The sequence below is a fragment of the Pontibacillus chungwhensis genome (genome assembly GCF_030166655.1).
Lineage (GTDB): Bacteria > Bacillota > Bacilli > Bacillales > BH030062 > Pontibacillus.
Genome location: NZ_CP126446.1, coordinates 2,870,775 through 2,888,164 on the forward strand (window position 1 = coordinate 2,870,775; position 17,390 = coordinate 2,888,164).

The window sequence follows — 17,390 nt, forward strand, 5'->3', positions numbered from 1 at the left end:
AAATGGGAGCTTCTCTCTAGCAGATGGACTGCTATGTACTCGATCCTTCAACGTATTGTGTATCCGTTTCTTAGTCTTGTTTATGCCAAAATTATAGAAAACAAATAGCGAAATGTCAACGTTCTTGCCGAAACAACTTCGTATGATGAATCAGGACACGAATAATGGTAAGAACAGGAACGGCTATAATCATCCCGATAATCCCGCCGATCTCCCCTCCAATAAGAAGTGCAAAAATGATTAAGACCGGATGGATGTGTAGACTCTTTCCGACGATAAAGGGCGAAAGCAAGTTACTTTCTATAAGTTGCACGACAAATACAGCCACCACCACAAACAAAACCATCTTCGTTGATACCGTAAAAGCTATAACAACCGCTGGCACTGCTCCTATGATCGGTCCAAAATACGGGATAATATTGGTCACTCCCATTATTCCACCAAGGACAAGGGGGAACCTCATTCCAATGAACCACAGAGCCAGCATAGAAATTAGGCCTACGAACAAACACACTAGCAGTTGGCCCCGGATATAACTCCCTAAGCTTTTATCAATCTCATGTAAAACTTCCTGCCCCTCCTTACGGTAACGCCTGGGCGTCAGCTTGTATAAAGTTGTCGACATAATCGGATAGTCTTTCAGCATATAAAAAACCAAAACAGGAATGACCGCCAGAATGATAAACACATCAAACAACCCTGTTAAACGGTTCCCTATAGATAGTATAAAATCCTCACCAAGCTGCTCCACATTCGTTAACATGACATCCATACGATCATGAACACTTTCTGGCAAAAAGGAAGTACGTTCATAGATCTCATAGATCCACTGTCTATATGTTTCAACAAATCCAGGCAAACTTTCACTTAAGCCCTTCATTTGCTTCAGAAATAGCGGATACGCTTTATATACCACATACCCTATGCCGCCAAAAAACAAAATATAGATCAACGTAATGGCAAGCCACCGTGGTACATTACGGTGATATAACCCTTCCACTACAGGATGGAGCAAATAAGCAATGAATAAGGACACAATAAACGGAATAAACAAACGAAACAGGACTTGAAGAAACGTTTCATAAAAGGGGAAGAGCTTAACAATCAAATAAACAATTAATAATACCAGTAAAACCAATACAGAGCGGTAAATCCATTGAAGTGTCGAGGACTTATTTTCCACAGTCGCACCTCCCTTTTCTTGTTTATATTAGGGTGATTGGTTTGAGAACGTTTTATACCTCCTCACACATATTTAATAAACTGGTTTTCTGATCGGTGTAAAGTCGGAAAGGTCCGTTGCTAAAAAGTGCTTGGGCTAGCTCAGACCACCTTACGCTAAAGCAAAGAGAAACAGCTCCCTTCCACATCAGACAAAAAAAGCAGGCCCCGCGGTTGCGGGACCTGCTTTTTTTTATTTAACGGAAAGCTTTGCTTACTCTCTTACGCATACGCTTCATTGACCGTTTTGAGAACATATCGGAGAAGTCTTTCTTGCGACCTCTTTTCGATCTGGAGTAAAATGCGGCAGCGCCTACTCCAAGTGCTACTAGAGAAGAGAACCTGTTCATTCGCTTCACCACCCGTAAATGGATTTACCATTGGGCTGTTTGCTCTTCGTCTCCAAACAAGTCATCCAGAGAGCTTAGGGAGCCATCTTCTTCAACTTGGTGTACGTGAACCTTGCCTTTAGTCGTCGATAGCTCGATGAAGCAGGTCCAGCAGTAATATTGGTTATTACCAATTTTCCCGATATCTTTTCGTTTACAATTTGGACAATGCATGACGGCAACTCCTTACTTGTGTAAGTATCTAGTTGCCATTATTGCCCGTAAAAAGATCAGTCATACACGTAGAGATGAATTTACTGGCACCCAATGGTATGTCCCACAACGTTTATTAACGTGGAACAGTTATAGTATGTGCCAATCACATGAAGTCATAAGGGGAAAGTTCTTCCTCATCGAGATCCTCTTCATCCTTCACTTCAGCTTCCATGTAAATCTTGATCTTATCAGGCAAATCCGTAAAGCGGCGATTGGTATCTACTGTGTCTACACCTCGCTTAAAGGCTTCTTGGTCTCCACAGATAATAAGGGATTGCTTACTACGTGTAACCGCCGTGTATAACAGGTTTCTTCGAAGCATTCGACTGTATCCTCTTACAACAGGTAAAATAACAATCGGAAATTCGCTTCCTTGAGACTTGTGAATGGATGTACAATAGGCATGCATCAGTTGGTTCAAATCTTTACGTAAGTACTCCACTTCCTTGCCTTCAAAGGACACAACAAGCTTCTCTTTTTGTTCCTTCGTCTCATCAGCTCTGTAAATCGCGACAATTTCACCTATGTCTCCATTGTAGACCCCTGACTCAGGCTGGTTGACAAGCTGAATAACTTTATCCCCAGAGCGATAAGTGAGGTCATCTTTCATCTTTATTTCCCTACGCTGTCTAGAAGGAGGGTTGGCGAGTGCTTGAATCTCCTGATTAAGCTGATGAATACCATTCTTAGCCCGATACATTGGGGCCAGTATTTGGATATCTTTTAAAGTATGGCCTCTTGCCATCGCCTTTTGATAAACTTGCTGAATAACAGGCAACACCTGGGGTTCAGGGCATGTAATGAATGAAAAGTCATGAGATTTGGCTAATGATTCTTCGTCACATTTGCCCTTTTTCATGTCGTGTGCCAATCGAATAATTTGCGAGCCTTCCTTTTGCCGATATACCTCTTTGAGCTGTGTAGCTGGTATGTAATCAGTCGTTAACAAGTCAGATAAAACTTGCCCTGGTCCGACAGATGGCAGCTGATCTTCATCCCCTACTAACAGCACTTGCATATCATCAGGTATGGCCCGAAACAGTTGATTCGCAAGCCAGATATCAACCATAGAGAATTCATCAATTATTAATATCTTTCCACTTAGTTGATTGTTTTGGTCTTTATCAAATGACTCACCACCTGTCCATCCAAGCAAGCGGTGAATGGTGACTGCTGGCAATCCTGTTGATTCATTCATGCGTTTGGCTGCTCTTCCCGTTGGAGCTGTCAGAAGGAATGGGAACGGTTCATCTTTTCCATAATCAGCAGGCTTGAGAGACTTTCGCTTCAATTTGGCGTAAGCGTTGACAATCCCTTTAATAACTGTCGTTTTTCCAGTACCAGGTCCACCTGTTAGAATCATCGTTTTGGAATGAAGGGCTTTCTCAATCGCATCAAACTGTTCCTTCCCATAACTTATGCTTTCTTCGTCTTCAATTTCCCCAACGACTTTCATTAATTCAGCCTGAGTAAACTCTTCCTCGAGCTCTGAAAGCATAACTCTGTGCATTTGTTTGGCGAAACCGGCTTCTGCAAAGAAAAGCGATGGCAAATAAACTTTTTCCTGCTCCACTAGTACTTTCTCATCTTCGACAAGTTGCGCTATTTCTCGGGAAATAATCTCTTTGGTAATAAGGCCAGATGAACCTTGTAATATGCTTAACACTTCTTCCTCTAAAGCTTCAAAAGTCATATAGACATGCCCATGACTACTCCCTTGATTTAAAGCGTACATACAGGCTGCTTGAATTCTTGTCGGGTGATCAAAAGCAATATTATTCTGTGAAGCCACTTCATCGGCGCGTTTAAAACCAAAACCCTGAATATCAAATACAAATTGATAAGGATCTTCCTGCAGAATTTCAAGCGCTTGGTCTTGGTACGTTTCATAAATTTTTTGAGCCATTTGCAATCCAAAGCCGTATTGAGACAAACCAATTACAATATGCTCAAATCCCTGATGTTGCTTTAAATCTGCCACTAACCTGTCCGCTTTATCTTGCTTCAGACCTGGGACTTGTTTTAGTACGGAAGGGTCTTGCAGGATACGGCTGATGGTTTGTTCCCCAAGTATGCCAACAATATTTTCAGCAGTACGTTTCCCGATTCCATAAAATAGGTCACTAGAAAGGTATCCAACGATCCCTTCTTTACTCGTTGGCACTTCTTTTTGGTAATGCTCAACGTGGTACTGTTCACCAAATTTCGGGTGATTGGTCACCTTTCCATAAAACGTATAGTGCTCTCCCTGGTCTAATGGTGAAAAATGGCCTTTTAACACAATTTCTTTTTCCTCAAAAGGCTCATTGGTCTCGATGACTTTAACCAGTGCAATGGAAAAGTGTTCTTCATCATTATGGTAAATCATTCTTAGTGGTTCCCCTTTGATGAAGCCTTTTTCGGGTTCGAAATTTTCTTCTAATTGCTTCTCCATTGCCATAAGGGTTCTACTCCTTTAATCTCCCTGATTTTGCTCTAGTAACTCTTCTACTTTGGCTTTCGCATTAGCCGCAAGCATGTGATCTGGCTGTATATCAATAGCCAATCCGAAATGTTTTAACGCTTGTTCCGGGTCTTCTTTATAAAGAAAGGATACACCTAAATTATAGTGCGCGTCACTGTGCTCGTGGTTTAACGTAAGCACCTTTGTAAACGTTTGAATCGCTTCATCAATCATTCCGACCTGAGCAAGGCAAAGGCCGTATTGAAAATGGACTTCAGCGTCTTCAGGGGAGAGCTCTGTGGCGCGTTGTAAATAGGCCAAAGCAAACTTAAATTGTTCCTGATACAATAAACTCAGTCCAAGCATATAATAGGCGTCGCTCTCTTCCAGACCTTTTTGAATGGCTTTTTGGAACGGCTCAACCGCTTCATCAAACCGCTCTTGTTCGTAATAGACATTTCCTAACCCATAATGAGCCGTTGCTACCTCATCGTTTAGTTCAATGGCTTTCTTAAAGAAACGTTCAGCACGATCACGATCGTTCATATGGAGTAATAAGTTTCCGAAGTTCACATATCCTAGCGGTTCTGTAGGATTCTCTTCAATTGCTTGTGTGAAAGATTGAGCTGCTTCCTCATATTTCTGATTTTGCATATATTCTATACCTTGAGTTAAATGATCCATCATTAATTCCTCCTACTGCTTAAAACAATTCAAACATTTAATAAATGCTTTTCTTAAAGGATATCCATTCAAATCCCTTTCCCTACACATTGTAACAGAGTCACTAAAAAAAAGAATGCCCCATAAAAGGGGAACGTTTCCCTTTGGGACATCCTTTAGCATTATCCTACATACGTAAGGTATTGACCATTTTTCTCAATATGGTCAATCGTTCCTCCGCCCAGGCAAACTTCACCATCATAAAACACAACGGCCTGTCCTGGAGTTACGGCACGTTCTGGTTCGTCGAACACAACTTTAACTCGTCCACCTTCAAGGGGAGTAACGGTTACGCCGCTATCCTTTTGACGGTAGCGAAATTTCGCTGTACACGTGAACGTTTCAGTAGGTACGACACCAGTGGACCAGTTTAGTTCAGACGCTTCAAGACCGTCTGAGTATAAATGATCGTTGTGGTAGCCTTCGCCGACGTAAAGAATATTCTCTTTAACGTCTTTACCAATGACAAACCACGGCCCCCCTGGACCTCCAATTCCTAAACCTTGACGTTGGCCAAGTGTGTAATACATTAGCCCATCATGCTTGCCTTTAACTTCTCCGTCCATCGTCTCCATGTTTCCAGGTTGAGCAGGGAGATATTGGCTAAGGAATTCTTTGAAGTTACGCTCTCCGATAAAACAAATGCCTGTTGAATCCTTTTTCGTCGCTGTTGCTAAATCGTGTTCTTTCGCAATTTCTCGAACACGGGATTTATCAATGTGACCTAACGGGAACATTACTTTAGATAAGACGTCTTGAGAGAGTTGATTTAAGAAATACGTTTGGTCCTTATTGTCATCAATACCACGAAGCATTTCGTAGCGTTCACCATTGTGGCGAACTTGCGCATAGTGACCAGTAGCTAAATAATCTGCTCCAAGAGACATCGCGTGGTCCATAAACGCTTTAAACTTAATCTCTTTGTTACACATTACGTCAGGGTTAGGCGTACGGCCTTTTTTATATTCATCCAGGAAGTAAGTAAATACTTTATCCCAGTATTGTTTCTCAAAATTTACTGCATAGTAAGGAATATCTAACTGGTTACATACACGAATCACGTCATCGTAATCTTCTGTAGCTGTACAGACACCATTCTCATCTGTATCATCCCAGTTCTTCATAAAGATCCCTACTACATCATATCCTTGTTCTTTCAGTAGAAGTGCAGCAACAGATGAGTCAACGCCACCTGACATGCCGACGACTACTCTTGTGTCTTTCGGTTCTTTCATAGTTGTCACCACCCTAGGTTGTCTTTATTACTCGCTTCACAATAGAAGCAACTTTTTCTGCCCCTTCACGAACATTTTCTTCTGTGTTCTGAAGGCCAAAGCTAAATCGAATCGAGTTACGTGTACGCTCATTTCCTTCACCAAACATGGCACTTAGTACGTGCGAAGGTTCTATGGACCCTGCGGTACATGCAGAACCACTAGACGCAGCAATACCGGATAGGTCGAAATTTGTTAACAGGGTTTCGACGTTGGCACCTTGAAAGCTGACGTTCACAATAGTTGGAAGGTTAATACGATCTCCGTTCACTTCGAAAGAAACATCGTTTTCTTTAAGTGTATCCATAAAGATCTTCTTAAAGAGCTTGTACTGCGTCAGTCTAGCGCGTTGTTCTTCTTCTAAAAGCTCAACAGCTTTTGCGAGCCCTGCCACAGCTGCTGTATTTTCGGTTCCCGGACGACGCTTTCGTTCCTGTTCTCCTCCGTGCTGTCTTGCTTCAAGAGAAAGTCCTTCCTTGGCATATAAGCACCCTACCCCTTTAGGTCCATTAATCTTGTGACCAGAGAATGTAAGCATATCTATATTTAATGTGCTTACATCAATCGGCATGGTTCCAAACGCCTGAACGGCATCCGTATGGAATAATGCCTGGTGTTCTTCAAGAAGGGCACCAATTTCAGCAATCGGCTGAATGACACCTGTTTCATTATTTACATACATAACAGAGACAAGGATCGTATCCTCACGAAGTTCACGTTTAAAATCATCTATAGAAATACGTCCTGATTCATTCACAGGAAGATACGTTACTTCGAAACCTTCAGTCTCGAGATATTCAGCTGCATGTAATATAGCATGATGTTCAATAGATGTTGTAATAATATGCTTACCGGCATGTTGATTAGCCCTTGCTCCACCTATTAAAGCAAGATTATCTGCTTCTGTACCGCCACTCGTAAAGATCATATCTTTCTCATTGGCATTTAAGAAAGAAGAAACTGTACGTCGTGCATCATCTAAAATCTTACGAGCTTTTCGTCCATAAGCGTGTACACTTGATGGATTTCCGAATGTCTCTTCCATAACGGGTACCATCGCCTCAATAACTTCCCTTCTCATAGGAGTTGTTGCGGCATGGTCAAAGTAAATTGAATTCATTAGAGATCTCCTCTCCATCTTTAAATATAAAACATATACGCTTCTTGCTCGTCGGAATCATCATGCTGGGCAAGATCGTGTAAAGTTGTTGTATCTAAAACATCTTTCACAGCATCACGAATCCGCATCCAAAGCGCTTGTTTTGCCGGCTCTTCATCTTCAATACCTTCTACCGGACTAATCGGTCCTTCTAAGACTCGTATCACGTCACCTGAAGTAATTTGATCCGGATTTCTAGTTAACATGTAACCGCCATAAGCACCACGGACACTTCTAACTAATCCCGCATTTCGTAGCGGAGCAATAAGTTGTTCTAAATAGTGTTCAGATAAGTTGTTTTCTCGAGCGATTGATTTCAACGAGATCGGACCATCACCGTATTTCTTGGCTAGTGCGATCATGATGGTCAGACCGTAACGTCCCTTTGTAGAGATCTTCATGAGCTTCACCTCTTCGTATCATATAGTCTAATAATTTCTTAGTTTGGGGTAAAGAATACCCAACGATTGTACCAAGGCCTAACGCAATGACTACTGTGCCGACACCAACAGGCCCACCTAACATCCAACCTAATAGGAATACGGTCACTTCTATGCCATTTCGAACCCACTGAACTTTCCATCCTGTTAGATCTCGAATGACTAGCATCAAACCATCTCTAGGGCCTGCGCCAAGTCCAGGAGCTACATAAATTCCAATTCCATAAGCTAAAACCGCAATTCCTAATAAAAAGACCACGATGTTACTTAAAAGCGTTTCAGGGGTAGGAAGAACGAAAATAAAAATATCAATAAAGACACCAATAAGAAGCATATTTAATATTGTACCAATTTGAGGCCATGATTTTGTGACAATTGACGTAAAACCGACAACCACTAATCCTGCAATGATTGACCATGACCCAACCGTTAAACCAAATTGTTCATTAAGACCAACATGGAAGACGTCCCAAGGACCAATTCCAAAACGATCAGCTTTAATTGTCAAAGAAATTCCTAACGCCAGAATAATAAGCCCTACAACAAAAAAAGACCAACGTATAAGGGTTGCACGTTGAGTAAATGTTTGCTTGTTCACCGAGCTTGATGAATGAGCGCGTTTGTTCTTTGTTGTCATAATTCATGATCCTTTCTATATAGAGAGCCTATCACTCCTATTTTTACACCATTAGATATTATAGCACGAATGGCAACCTTCTTGCATTTTATCGCCTATATCTTTACCCTTTAAGAATAATACAGTAACAATATCGAACAATTGATAGATGAGTAAATTCAGATTGTAAAGGAGTGTGTCACCCTTTGAGCCAACAACCGTTAGCATTTCGTATGCGACCGAAACATATTGACGATATTATTGGACAGAAACACCTGGTCGGAGAAGGGAAAATGATTCGTAGAATGGTAGATGCCAATCGCTTGGCCTCTATGATTCTTTTTGGCCCCCCTGGCACAGGGAAGACATCTATGGCTATGGCCCTTGCCAAAAGTTTAAATTTACGTTTTAAGACATTAAATGCTGTTGTGGATAAGAAGAAAGATATGGAGATAGCTGTAGAAGAAGCGAAAATGTCTGGGCAACTGGTACTCATTTTAGATGAAGTACACCGTCTCGATAAAGGGAAACAAGATTTCCTGCTTCCTCATGTAGAATCTAACCTGATTACTCTTATTGGTTGCACCACGAGTAATCCTTATCATTCGATTAATCCGGCTATCCGCAGTCGTTGCCACTTGTTTGAAGTTGAGCGATTGGATATTGAAGATGTAAAGGACGCTATTCACCGATCCATTGCAAACGAAACAGAGGGACTGGGACATTTAAATATTAAAGTCTCAGAGGATGCCATGGAGCACTTTGCTCATTCCGCAAATGGAGATCTTCGCGCGGCGTTAAATGGTTTGGAATTAGCAGCTTTTTCAACCCCGGAAGATGAGAAAGGTCAGATTACAATTGACCTTGATACGGCTGAGCAGTGCATGCAAAAGAAAAGTTTCTCTCATGATAAAGACGGAGATGCTCATTATGATGTTCTCTCAGCTTTTCAGAAATCGATACGTGGTAGTGATGTAAATGCGGCCTTGCACTATTTAGGCAGACTGATTGAAGCAGGAGACCTTGATAGCATTGGAAGAAGAATGGTTGTGACCGCGTATGAGGATATTGGACTGGCCAATCCACAAGCCGGACCAAGAGCTATGGCTGCAGTTGAAGCAGCCGAGCGACTCGGTTTCCCTGAAGCACGAATTCCGTTAGCCAACGCAATCGTTGAACTATGCCTTTCTCCTAAGTCGAACTCCGCCTATAAGGCACTAGATGCGGCCTTAGGAGATATTCGTAAAGGGAAAAGCGGTGAAGTTCCTGCCCATCTTAAGGACGCTCATTATAAAGGAGCCGAAAAGTTAGGTCGGGGTATAGAGTATCAATATCCCCATAACTATGAGAATAGCTGGGTAGATCAGCAATACCTACCAGATTCTATTAAAAATGCCCTCTACTATTCACCGAAAAAGACCGGTAAATTTGAAAAAGGACTCGCGCAAGTATACGAAACGATTCAAAAACAAAAGAAAAAGTAAATATTTGTATTGACTCAGGTATATTTTCAATCTCTCCTCCCCATAATAGAAACAACATTAACAAACTAGTTCTAGTAATTTCATTGGTTTATTAGAAAAGGAGAGATTGAATATGGTTAAAGTTCGACAAGATGCCTGGTCTCATGAAGATGATTTATTATTAGCTGAAACGGTTCTTCGTCATATCCGTGAAGGAAGTACTCAGTTAAGAGCTTTTGATGAAGTGGGCGACCATTTAAACCGTACCTCTGCAGCCTGTGGTTTTCGCTGGAATGCAGAGATTCGTAAGAAATATGATCAAGCTATTGACTTAGCTAAGCGTCAACGCAAAGAAAAGAAACGCGCCCTTGCTAAGCAACAAAAGGTGGCAACGACCGCTTCCCCTGTAGTTGCACGGGAAGACCATCAATTACCTGCCCCTGCTTCTACACTCGTTGTTGAAGAAGAAGAGTTCGAAACCGTGGCTATGGAGACACAAGATTATACAGCAGCTGTCTACCAGGAAGAAGCCCCTGTAGTATCCTTTGATCACATTATTCGTTCATTAAGAGAATTAAAGCGCCAGACTCAAAACACAAGTCATTCTAAGTCTCACATCAAGCAACTTGAAGAAGAGAACCAACAACTACAAGATGAAAACAACCAACTACAAAATAAGTTGCGTAAAATGGAAAAACAATACCTTATGATTCAAGAAGACTATCAAGTTCTAATGCAAGTCATGGACCGAGCTCGTAAGATGATTGCATTTGATGAAGACGAACAATTTTCTTCTAAGCCTGCTTTTCGAATGGAAAAGAACGGGAACTTAGAACAAGTTGCTCGATAAAACGAAAACCCGGCCTAAGCCGGGTTTTTTAATAGCGTTCGATCGTTATAGGTTTTAAGATCTCTTGTACAACATGACTGGCCATGATTAATCCAGCAACAGAAGGCACAAATGCATTGGAAGACGGAGGCTGCTCTGCTTTTCTGGTGTTTGGATTATCTGGTGTAATTTCTTGACGAACATCTTCACGTATTTTTATAGGCTGTTCCTTAGAAAATACAACCGGAATGCCTTTTTTGTAACCTTCTTTTCGCAACTTGGTGCGAATGACACGTGCAATCGGATCGTAACTCGTGTCAAAGATATTGGCGATTTCAAATTTCGTAGGATCCATTTTATTCGCTGCACCCATGGATGAGATAATATTAATATCGCGGTCGATACACTGTTTGATAAGATGAATCTTAAATGAAATGGTATCACTTGCATCGACAACAAAATCTAAGTCGTGTTCGAATAAACGCTCATACGTTTCGTCGGTATAAAACATATGTAAACGAACAACTTCACAGTCAGGATTAATATCCTTTACACGATCAGCCATTAAGTCAACCTTAGATTGACCTATGGTAGACATTAGTGAGTGAATTTGACGATTAATATTCGTGATATCCACATCATCTTTATCAATAAGAATTAATTTACCTACTCCGCTTCTCGCTAAGGCCTCTACACTAAAAGAGCCAACACCACCAATACCAAGGACAGCGACAGTCGCTCCTTTCATTAGGTCGAGCCCATCTTGTCCGATGGCGAGTTGATTTCTTGAAAATTGATGAAGCACAATGCTCACTCCTCTTTCACGATCATATAAGATCAGTATTCCTTTTCTAGCAGTTCCATAAACACATCAAAGGCTTACGAAAACATAAAAATAACCTTAAGGCTTTCCCTTAAGGATGGTTTATAAAGCTTATGTAAAAAGAAAACCAATCCCAATCGTGCCGTCACAGTCCAATGTTTTGAACCCCGCTCTTGGCAAGTGGGTGCTTTGTTCTGTAATTTATGCGTCCTCTAAGTAAGTGAAACAAGGCTTGCATGCCTTACAGAAACTTCAAGCTCCCGTAGTTCAAAATGTTCGGTCAAAACGATTGTTGGATGACGTACACATCAGGATCGGTTTGTTAAGTTTGTAATCAAATCATAGCATACCTAATGTATCTTAGCAACAAAAAGGAACGTTACAGTATGATTACATTTCTTCCTATTTGTCCTCTTGTTCTTGCTTTGCTTTCTCATTAAGCTCAAGATGCAGTTCTGTTAGCTGTTCCTGACTTACAGGCCCCGGAGCTGCTGTCATTAGATCGGATGCAGAAGCTGTTTTCGGGAAAAGGATCGTATCTCTTAAGTTCGAACGATCCGCTAAGATCATGACAAGACGATCCAGGCCAAGTGCAATACCACCGTGTGGAGGGGCACCAAATTCTAAAGCTTCTAATAAGAAACCAAACTGGCTCTGTGCTTCTTCTTCGGAGAAACCTAACACTTTAAGCATTTGGTCCTGAACTTCTTTTTCATAAATACGGAGACTTCCTCCACCTAGTTCATAACCATTTAGAACTAGGTCATAAGCTTGCGCTCGAACTTCTTGTGGGTTGCTTTCTAGCTTATCGATATCTTCACGCTCAGGCATTGTAAATGGATGGTGTGCTGCGAAGTATCGTCCAAGCTCCTCATCATATTCGAATAAAGGCCAGTCTGTTACCCATAGGAAATTAAATTGGCTTTGATCAATGAGGTCAAGTTCTTTACCTAGCTTTTGACGAAGTGCTCCAAGGCTATCGTGCACAACGGATGTTTTATCAGCTACAAATAGAAGCAGGTCGCCATCTTCAGCAGCAAGAGCTGTTCGAAGGTTCGATCCTTCTTCATCACTAAAGAACTTAGCAATTGGACCTTTTAACTCACCTTCTTCTACTTTCAGCCACGCTAAACCTTTCGCATCATAGATCTTCACAAATTCTGTTAGCTTATCAATGTCTTTACGAGAGAAGTCACTTGCTTTCCCTTTCACATTTATACCACTAACAGTGCCACCAGATTCAACAGCTGATTTGAATACTTTAAAACCAGAGTCTTTCACAACTTCTGATAGGTTTACTAACTCAAGACCAAATCGGGTATCTGGCTTATCTGAACCATAACGGTCCATCGCTTCATCGTAGCTCATATGTTTAAACGGTGTTTCAATTTCTACACCTTTTGTTTCTTTAAGCACTTTCTTCATCATACGCTCTGTCATGCTTTGAATTTCTTCTTGAGACATGAAAGAAGTCTCAATATCGACTTGGGTAAATTCTGGTTGACGATCTGCACGTAGGTCTTCATCACGGAAGCAACGTGCAATCTGGTAATACTTCTCAAAGCCTGACACCATAATAAGCTGTTTAAATAGCTGCGGAGACTGCGGCAATGCATAGAATTCTCCCTTATGAACACGGCTTGGAACTAAATAGTCACGCGCTCCTTCAGGGGTACTCTTCGTTAACATTGGTGTTTCCATCTCCAAGAATTCTTCGCTGTTTAAGAAATTACGGATAGCTTGTGTCGTTTTATGACGAAGCTTGAATGTCTCTTGAAGAGGATTACGACGTAAGTCCATATAACGGTACTTAAGACGAAGATCCTCTGCTACATCTGTTTCATCCTGTAACTGAAATGGAGGCGTCTTAGATTTATTCAAAATGGTAATATCAGATGCTAATACTTCAACCTTACCAGTTGCTAACTGAGAGTTAATCGTTGCTTCATCCCGAGCTACAACTTGGCCTGATATCTCAACCACATACTCAGTACGTACTTTATCAGCTGTTTCAATTGCCTCTGTAGAATCTTCCGGATTAAATACAACTTGAACTAATCCAGAGCGGTCACGTAGGTCGATAAAGATTAGGCCACCTAGATCACGTCGTTTCTGAACCCACCCTTTTAGAAGGACGGTTTCCCCAATATGACTTTCTCGTATTTCACCACTTAACTGACGATGTTCACTCATGATTGCTCCCCCTTAAACTCATTCTTCATATGTTCAACCACATCAGCGAGCGAGATGGTTTCCTGATCCCCTGTTGTCATACGCTTCACATTAATTTGCCCATTCGCTAATTCATTCTCACCAAGAACTAATACGTATTTAGCTTGAAGTCGATCAGCTGATTTAAACTGGGCTTTAATCTTCTTGCCGGCATAGTCTTTGTCTACTTGGATACCTGCTTTACGAAGCTGATATACAATTCCTGCTGCTTCTTTCTCTGCTTCTTCGCCAAGGGCCACGATATAGCAATCCAAACTCTCTTCGATAGGAAGTGATACCCCTTCCGCTTCTAAAGCCATTAGCAAACGCTCAATACTCATAGCAAAGCCTATACCAGACGTTTCAGGTCCGCCCACTTCTTCTACTAGTCCATTGTAGCGTCCACCACCGCTTAGTGTGGTAATTGCACCAAACCCTTTTGATTCACTCATAATCTCAAAAGCAGTATGGTTATAGTAATCCAGGCCACGTACTAAGTTTGAGTCAATCGTATAAGCAATTCCCATTTTATCAAGGTAGCTCTTCACATTTTCAAAGTAAGTACGAGAATACTCATTTAAATATTCAAGAATAGATGGTGCTGTAGCCATCGCGGGATGATCCCTGTCTTTCTTACAATCAAGAACGCGCATTGGATTTTGATCCAATCGCAGCTGACAATCTTCACACAGTTCTTCACGGTGAGGATCAAAGTGTGAGATTAAGGCTTTTCGGTGCTCCTCACGACTTTCTTTGTCGCCAAGACTGTTTAGCACCAACTTAAGGGATTGTAACCCTAATTCCTGATAACTATTCATCGCAAGAGCAATGACCTCAGCGTCAATGGCAGGATCATCACTACCTAATGCTTCAATTCCAAATTGAACGAACTGACGCATACGGCCTTGTTGAGGGCGCTCATATCGGAACATCGGTCCGAAATAATAGTATTTGGTAGGCTGATTCGGTAAGCCATAGACCTTATTCTGTACAAAGGAACGTACAACAGAAGCTGTTCCTTCAGGGCGAAGCGTCAAGCTTCGCCCACCACGGTCCTCAAACGTGTACATTTCCTTTTGAACAATATCAGTTGAATCCCCAACGCCGCGCTGGAAAAGCTCAGTATGTTCAAAAATCGGGGTACGCACTTCTTTATAGTTGTAACGACGACATACGTCAGATAATACAGATTCAACAAACTGCCATTTTTCTACTTCTCCAGGTAAAATATCCTGGGTACCACGAGGTCCTTTTAGACTCATGTGCACTCCTCCTATAGAATGTTGTCATTATTTTTTTCAGCGGCACACATCTTTAGGCAAATAAAAACTCCCGCCCCATATTCGATACAAATAGGTATCGAATAGGGACGGGAGATCTTACCCGCGTTGCCACCCTAGTTGAAGCATTAAAATGCTTCCGCTTAAACAGTTAACGCCTGCCACGTCCATCACCTACTCACAATCGCTTTCGATGCGGAACCTAAGGAATGTCTTTCGCTAAGGTCATTTACAGAGATACTTTCAGCCAAATGGTATCTCCTCTCTTCTCTAAACGTTTCCCTAGCTACTCTTTCCATCAACGGTAATCAATATAAATGTATGTGAAAAAGTACTTTTACTAGCCTGATAAGAATTTTAATACGGGTTCCTTATAATTTCAACACTTTTTTCCTATATGTGTGTATGAAAGGAATTGTTTATTATCATAATGTTGACGATAACGAATGTCAAGCACGGTCGATACTTTCTTTTAGTTTTTTTACATCCTTCAAAGAAACCCCGAATTCCTCAGCCATTTCCATTCGAGTCAGATGGGGTTCTTTCTCTAAGAAGTCATGAAATTGAACCCCAAATATGTCCTTGCTTGCCTGTGATGAATGTAAATGCTTACGTCCTTGCCTCATAATGAACACCTCTTTGTGGCTTTTTATCTATTTTCCCCAAAGCGGCATAAAAATTTCATGATAGGAAAGGTTTTTTTATAAGGATGTCGAAAGAAACATAAATACTCGTGTAATCGATTATAAAAAAAAGGAGGCATTATTACTTTGTTTATACGACGCAGTACCGCCATGCTCTTTGTAATCATGATTGGTTCATTTTTATGGTTGAGCACGGATATCAACGCAGCACAGAAAGCCGTTATTAATGTAGAGCCTCTAAATGTGAGAAGTGGCCCTGGCTTAAGCCATGAGAAAGTTGGAGAAGTACATAAAGAGGACACCTTCCCTATTCTTCAAGAGAAAGATAACTGGGTACAAATCCAGCTTGAAGAGAGTAAGGGGTGGGTCGCCAAGTGGCTCATTAAATTAGAGCAAGATGATCTTTCATCTTCATCTAACGTCACCTCTTCTGTGAATGACCTACGAATAAGAAGTGGAGCAGGTACATCTTACCGTGTCATTGGAAGTATGGACCAAGGCGATTCTTATCCCTTAAAAGGTTCATCAGGGGAATGGGTTCAACTCTCCTACAAGAATCAGAACGGGTGGGTTTCTAAACAATTTGTTACAACAGATCAATCTGTAGCCACAACAAGTCAGCCTGAAGAATCAGTAAAAGAGTCTCCCCCTTCAACTGATCGGAATGACAAAGGAGAAATTGTCATTAAGACACCGATTTTAAACGTGAGAAGTGAAGGCAATCTAGGTAGCAAAATTGTAAGCCAAGTAAAAGAAGGCGAACAGTATACGTACATACAAGAAAAAGGTTCTTGGTACGAGATCAAATACAGCTCAGGAAAAACAGGGTGGGTAGCCAATTGGCTTGTCAAAAAAGTGGCATCCAAACCTGAGGAAACCCACTCGGTGACGTTGCTGTATAACGGAACAAATATTCGAAAAGGACCTTCCACAGCTAACCCGATTGTAGGAAGAGGATCAAAAGGCCAGCAGTTTAATGTTATTGGCCATGAAAACAAATGGTATGAAATCTCCTACAATGGTGGTTCAGCATATGTTGCTGACTGGATTGTGGCAAGTCGTGAATCGACTATTGAGCAATTGTCTGATGAAGAACAAAGCATCGCAGGCAAGACCGTTGTTATAGACGCTGGTCACGGAGGACGAGACGTTGGAACAATTGGTCACGACGGAAACTATGAGAAAAAACTTACCCTAATGACAGCTCAACGTTTGAAAGAACGATTAGAGCTCGCTGGAGCGAACGTCATTCTGACACGTTCAGATGACTCTTACATTGCTCTTAATTCCAGAGCAACGAAATCGAACGTTCTTGGAGCAGATGCTTTCTTATCTCTTCATTACAACAGTTTCCCTCAATCCCCAACCGTGTCAGGGATCGGTACTTACTACTATCACAATCAGCACAAAGCCTTTGCAGAAGCGGTACAAAATGCAATGGTTAAAGCGACAGGCTTACATGATAGACAAGCTCGCTTCGGTGACTTCCATGTGATCCGCGAGAACCGTCAGCCAGCCCTTTTACTAGAGCTTGGTTTTCTATCCAATCAACAGGAAGAGAAATATGTACACTCAAAAGAATTTCAAAATAAAGTAACAAACGGCATTGTCCAAGGAATCATCGATTACTTAGGAGAATAAAAAAGTGCTCGAGAGCCT

General features: G+C 41.5%; 16 protein-coding genes, 1 other RNA gene and 1 other annotated feature. Of the genes, 3 read left to right on the forward strand and 14 right to left on the reverse strand.

Annotated features, from left to right (window positions below; translation table 11 throughout):
• Positions 1-115 precede the first annotated feature (115 nt).
• The 9 genes from QNI29_RS14990 to QNI29_RS15030 all read right to left on the reverse strand — a co-directional run bounded on the left by QNI29_RS14990 (position 116) and on the right by QNI29_RS15030 (position 8,502).
• Complete coding sequence (locus QNI29_RS14990; RefSeq protein WP_231417295.1) at positions 116-1,183, reverse strand: AI-2E family transporter; 1,068 nt, start codon at positions 1,181-1,183, stop codon at positions 116-118.
• 235 nt (positions 1,184-1,418) lie between these two features.
• On the reverse strand, positions 1,419-1,571 hold the full coding sequence (locus QNI29_RS14995; protein ID WP_084599619.1) for a YrzQ family protein: 153 nt from the start codon (positions 1,569-1,571) through the stop codon (positions 1,419-1,421).
• Positions 1,572-1,595: 24 nt separating this feature from the next.
• A complete protein-coding gene (locus QNI29_RS15000) occupies positions 1,596-1,784 on the reverse strand; it encodes a YrzR-like zinc ribbon domain (RefSeq protein WP_036785611.1) in 189 nt (62 codons plus the stop codon).
• 145 nt (positions 1,785-1,929) lie between these two features.
• Positions 1,930-4,266, reverse strand: coding sequence for an SF1B family DNA helicase RecD2 (gene recD2, locus QNI29_RS15005; RefSeq protein ID WP_354665909.1), 2,337 nt, complete (start codon positions 4,264-4,266; stop codon positions 1,930-1,932).
• Between the two features lie 15 nt (positions 4,267-4,281).
• Positions 4,282-4,956, reverse strand: a complete 675-nt coding sequence (locus QNI29_RS15010) for a tetratricopeptide repeat protein (RefSeq protein WP_354665910.1) — start codon at positions 4,954-4,956, stop codon at positions 4,282-4,284.
• A gap of 158 nt (positions 4,957-5,114) precedes the next feature.
• Positions 5,115-6,227: a tRNA 2-thiouridine(34) synthase MnmA gene (gene mnmA, locus QNI29_RS15015; protein WP_231417296.1), complete on the reverse strand. Its 1,113-nt coding sequence runs from the start codon at positions 6,225-6,227 to the stop codon at positions 5,115-5,117.
• 13 nt (positions 6,228-6,240) lie between these two features.
• A complete protein-coding gene (locus tag QNI29_RS15020) occupies positions 6,241-7,386 on the reverse strand; it encodes a cysteine desulfurase family protein (protein ID WP_231417297.1) in 1,146 nt (381 codons plus the stop codon).
• 20 nt (positions 7,387-7,406) lie between these two features.
• Positions 7,407-7,826, reverse strand: coding sequence for a cysteine metabolism transcriptional regulator CymR (cymR, locus tag QNI29_RS15025; protein WP_188651362.1), 420 nt, complete (start codon positions 7,824-7,826; stop codon positions 7,407-7,409).
• Positions 7,759-8,502 carry a YczE/YyaS/YitT family protein gene (locus QNI29_RS15030; RefSeq protein ID WP_231417298.1) on the reverse strand — a complete coding sequence of 248 codons (744 nt, stop codon included), beginning with the start codon at positions 8,500-8,502 and terminating at the stop codon, positions 7,759-7,761. The genes cymR and QNI29_RS15030 overlap by 68 nt, the downstream gene beginning before the upstream one ends.
• 185 nt (positions 8,503-8,687) lie before the next feature.
• On the opposite strand from QNI29_RS15030, the gene QNI29_RS15035 reads away from it, so the two are divergent.
• Positions 8,688-9,965, forward strand: a complete 1,278-nt coding sequence (locus tag QNI29_RS15035; RefSeq protein ID WP_231417299.1) for a replication-associated recombination protein A — start codon at positions 8,688-8,690, stop codon at positions 9,963-9,965.
• 112 nt (positions 9,966-10,077) lie between these two features.
• Positions 10,078-10,794 carry an RsfA family transcriptional regulator gene (locus QNI29_RS15040; RefSeq protein ID WP_231417300.1) on the forward strand — a complete coding sequence of 239 codons (717 nt, stop codon included), beginning with the start codon at positions 10,078-10,080 and terminating at the stop codon, positions 10,792-10,794.
• A gap of 28 nt (positions 10,795-10,822) precedes the next feature.
• On the opposite strand, the gene QNI29_RS15045 is transcribed toward QNI29_RS15040, so the two are convergent.
• From QNI29_RS15045 to QNI29_RS15065, 5 genes are all read right to left on the reverse strand, one after another.
• The gene (locus QNI29_RS15045; protein ID WP_231417301.1) at positions 10,823-11,578 is read right to left on the reverse strand and encodes a tRNA threonylcarbamoyladenosine dehydratase; all 756 of its coding nucleotides are present in this window, start codon (positions 11,576-11,578) and stop codon (positions 10,823-10,825) included.
• Between the two features lie 144 nt (positions 11,579-11,722).
• Positions 11,723-11,914, reverse strand: a non-coding RNA gene (gene ssrS / locus QNI29_RS15050) — 6S RNA.
• Positions 11,915-11,998: 84 nt separating this feature from the next.
• Positions 11,999-13,789 carry an aspartate--tRNA ligase gene (gene aspS, locus QNI29_RS15055; protein WP_231417302.1) on the reverse strand — a complete coding sequence of 597 codons (1,791 nt, stop codon included), beginning with the start codon at positions 13,787-13,789 and terminating at the stop codon, positions 11,999-12,001.
• The gene (gene hisS, locus QNI29_RS15060) at positions 13,786-15,069 is read right to left on the reverse strand and encodes a histidine--tRNA ligase (protein ID WP_231417303.1); all 1,284 of its coding nucleotides are present in this window, start codon (positions 15,067-15,069) and stop codon (positions 13,786-13,788) included. The genes aspS and hisS overlap by 4 nt, the downstream gene beginning before the upstream one ends.
• Before the next feature lie 100 nt (positions 15,070-15,169).
• Positions 15,170-15,398 (reverse strand) — a binding site (T-box leader).
• 138 nt (positions 15,399-15,536) lie between these two features.
• The gene (locus QNI29_RS15065) at positions 15,537-15,713 is read right to left on the reverse strand and encodes an RNA polymerase subunit sigma-70 (protein WP_231417304.1); all 177 of its coding nucleotides are present in this window, start codon (positions 15,711-15,713) and stop codon (positions 15,537-15,539) included.
• 144 nt (positions 15,714-15,857) lie between these two features.
• On the opposite strand from QNI29_RS15065, the gene QNI29_RS15070 reads away from it, so the two are divergent.
• Positions 15,858-17,372, forward strand: a complete 1,515-nt coding sequence (locus QNI29_RS15070; protein WP_231417305.1) for an N-acetylmuramoyl-L-alanine amidase family protein — start codon at positions 15,858-15,860, stop codon at positions 17,370-17,372.
• Positions 17,373-17,390: the final 18 nt, after the last annotated feature.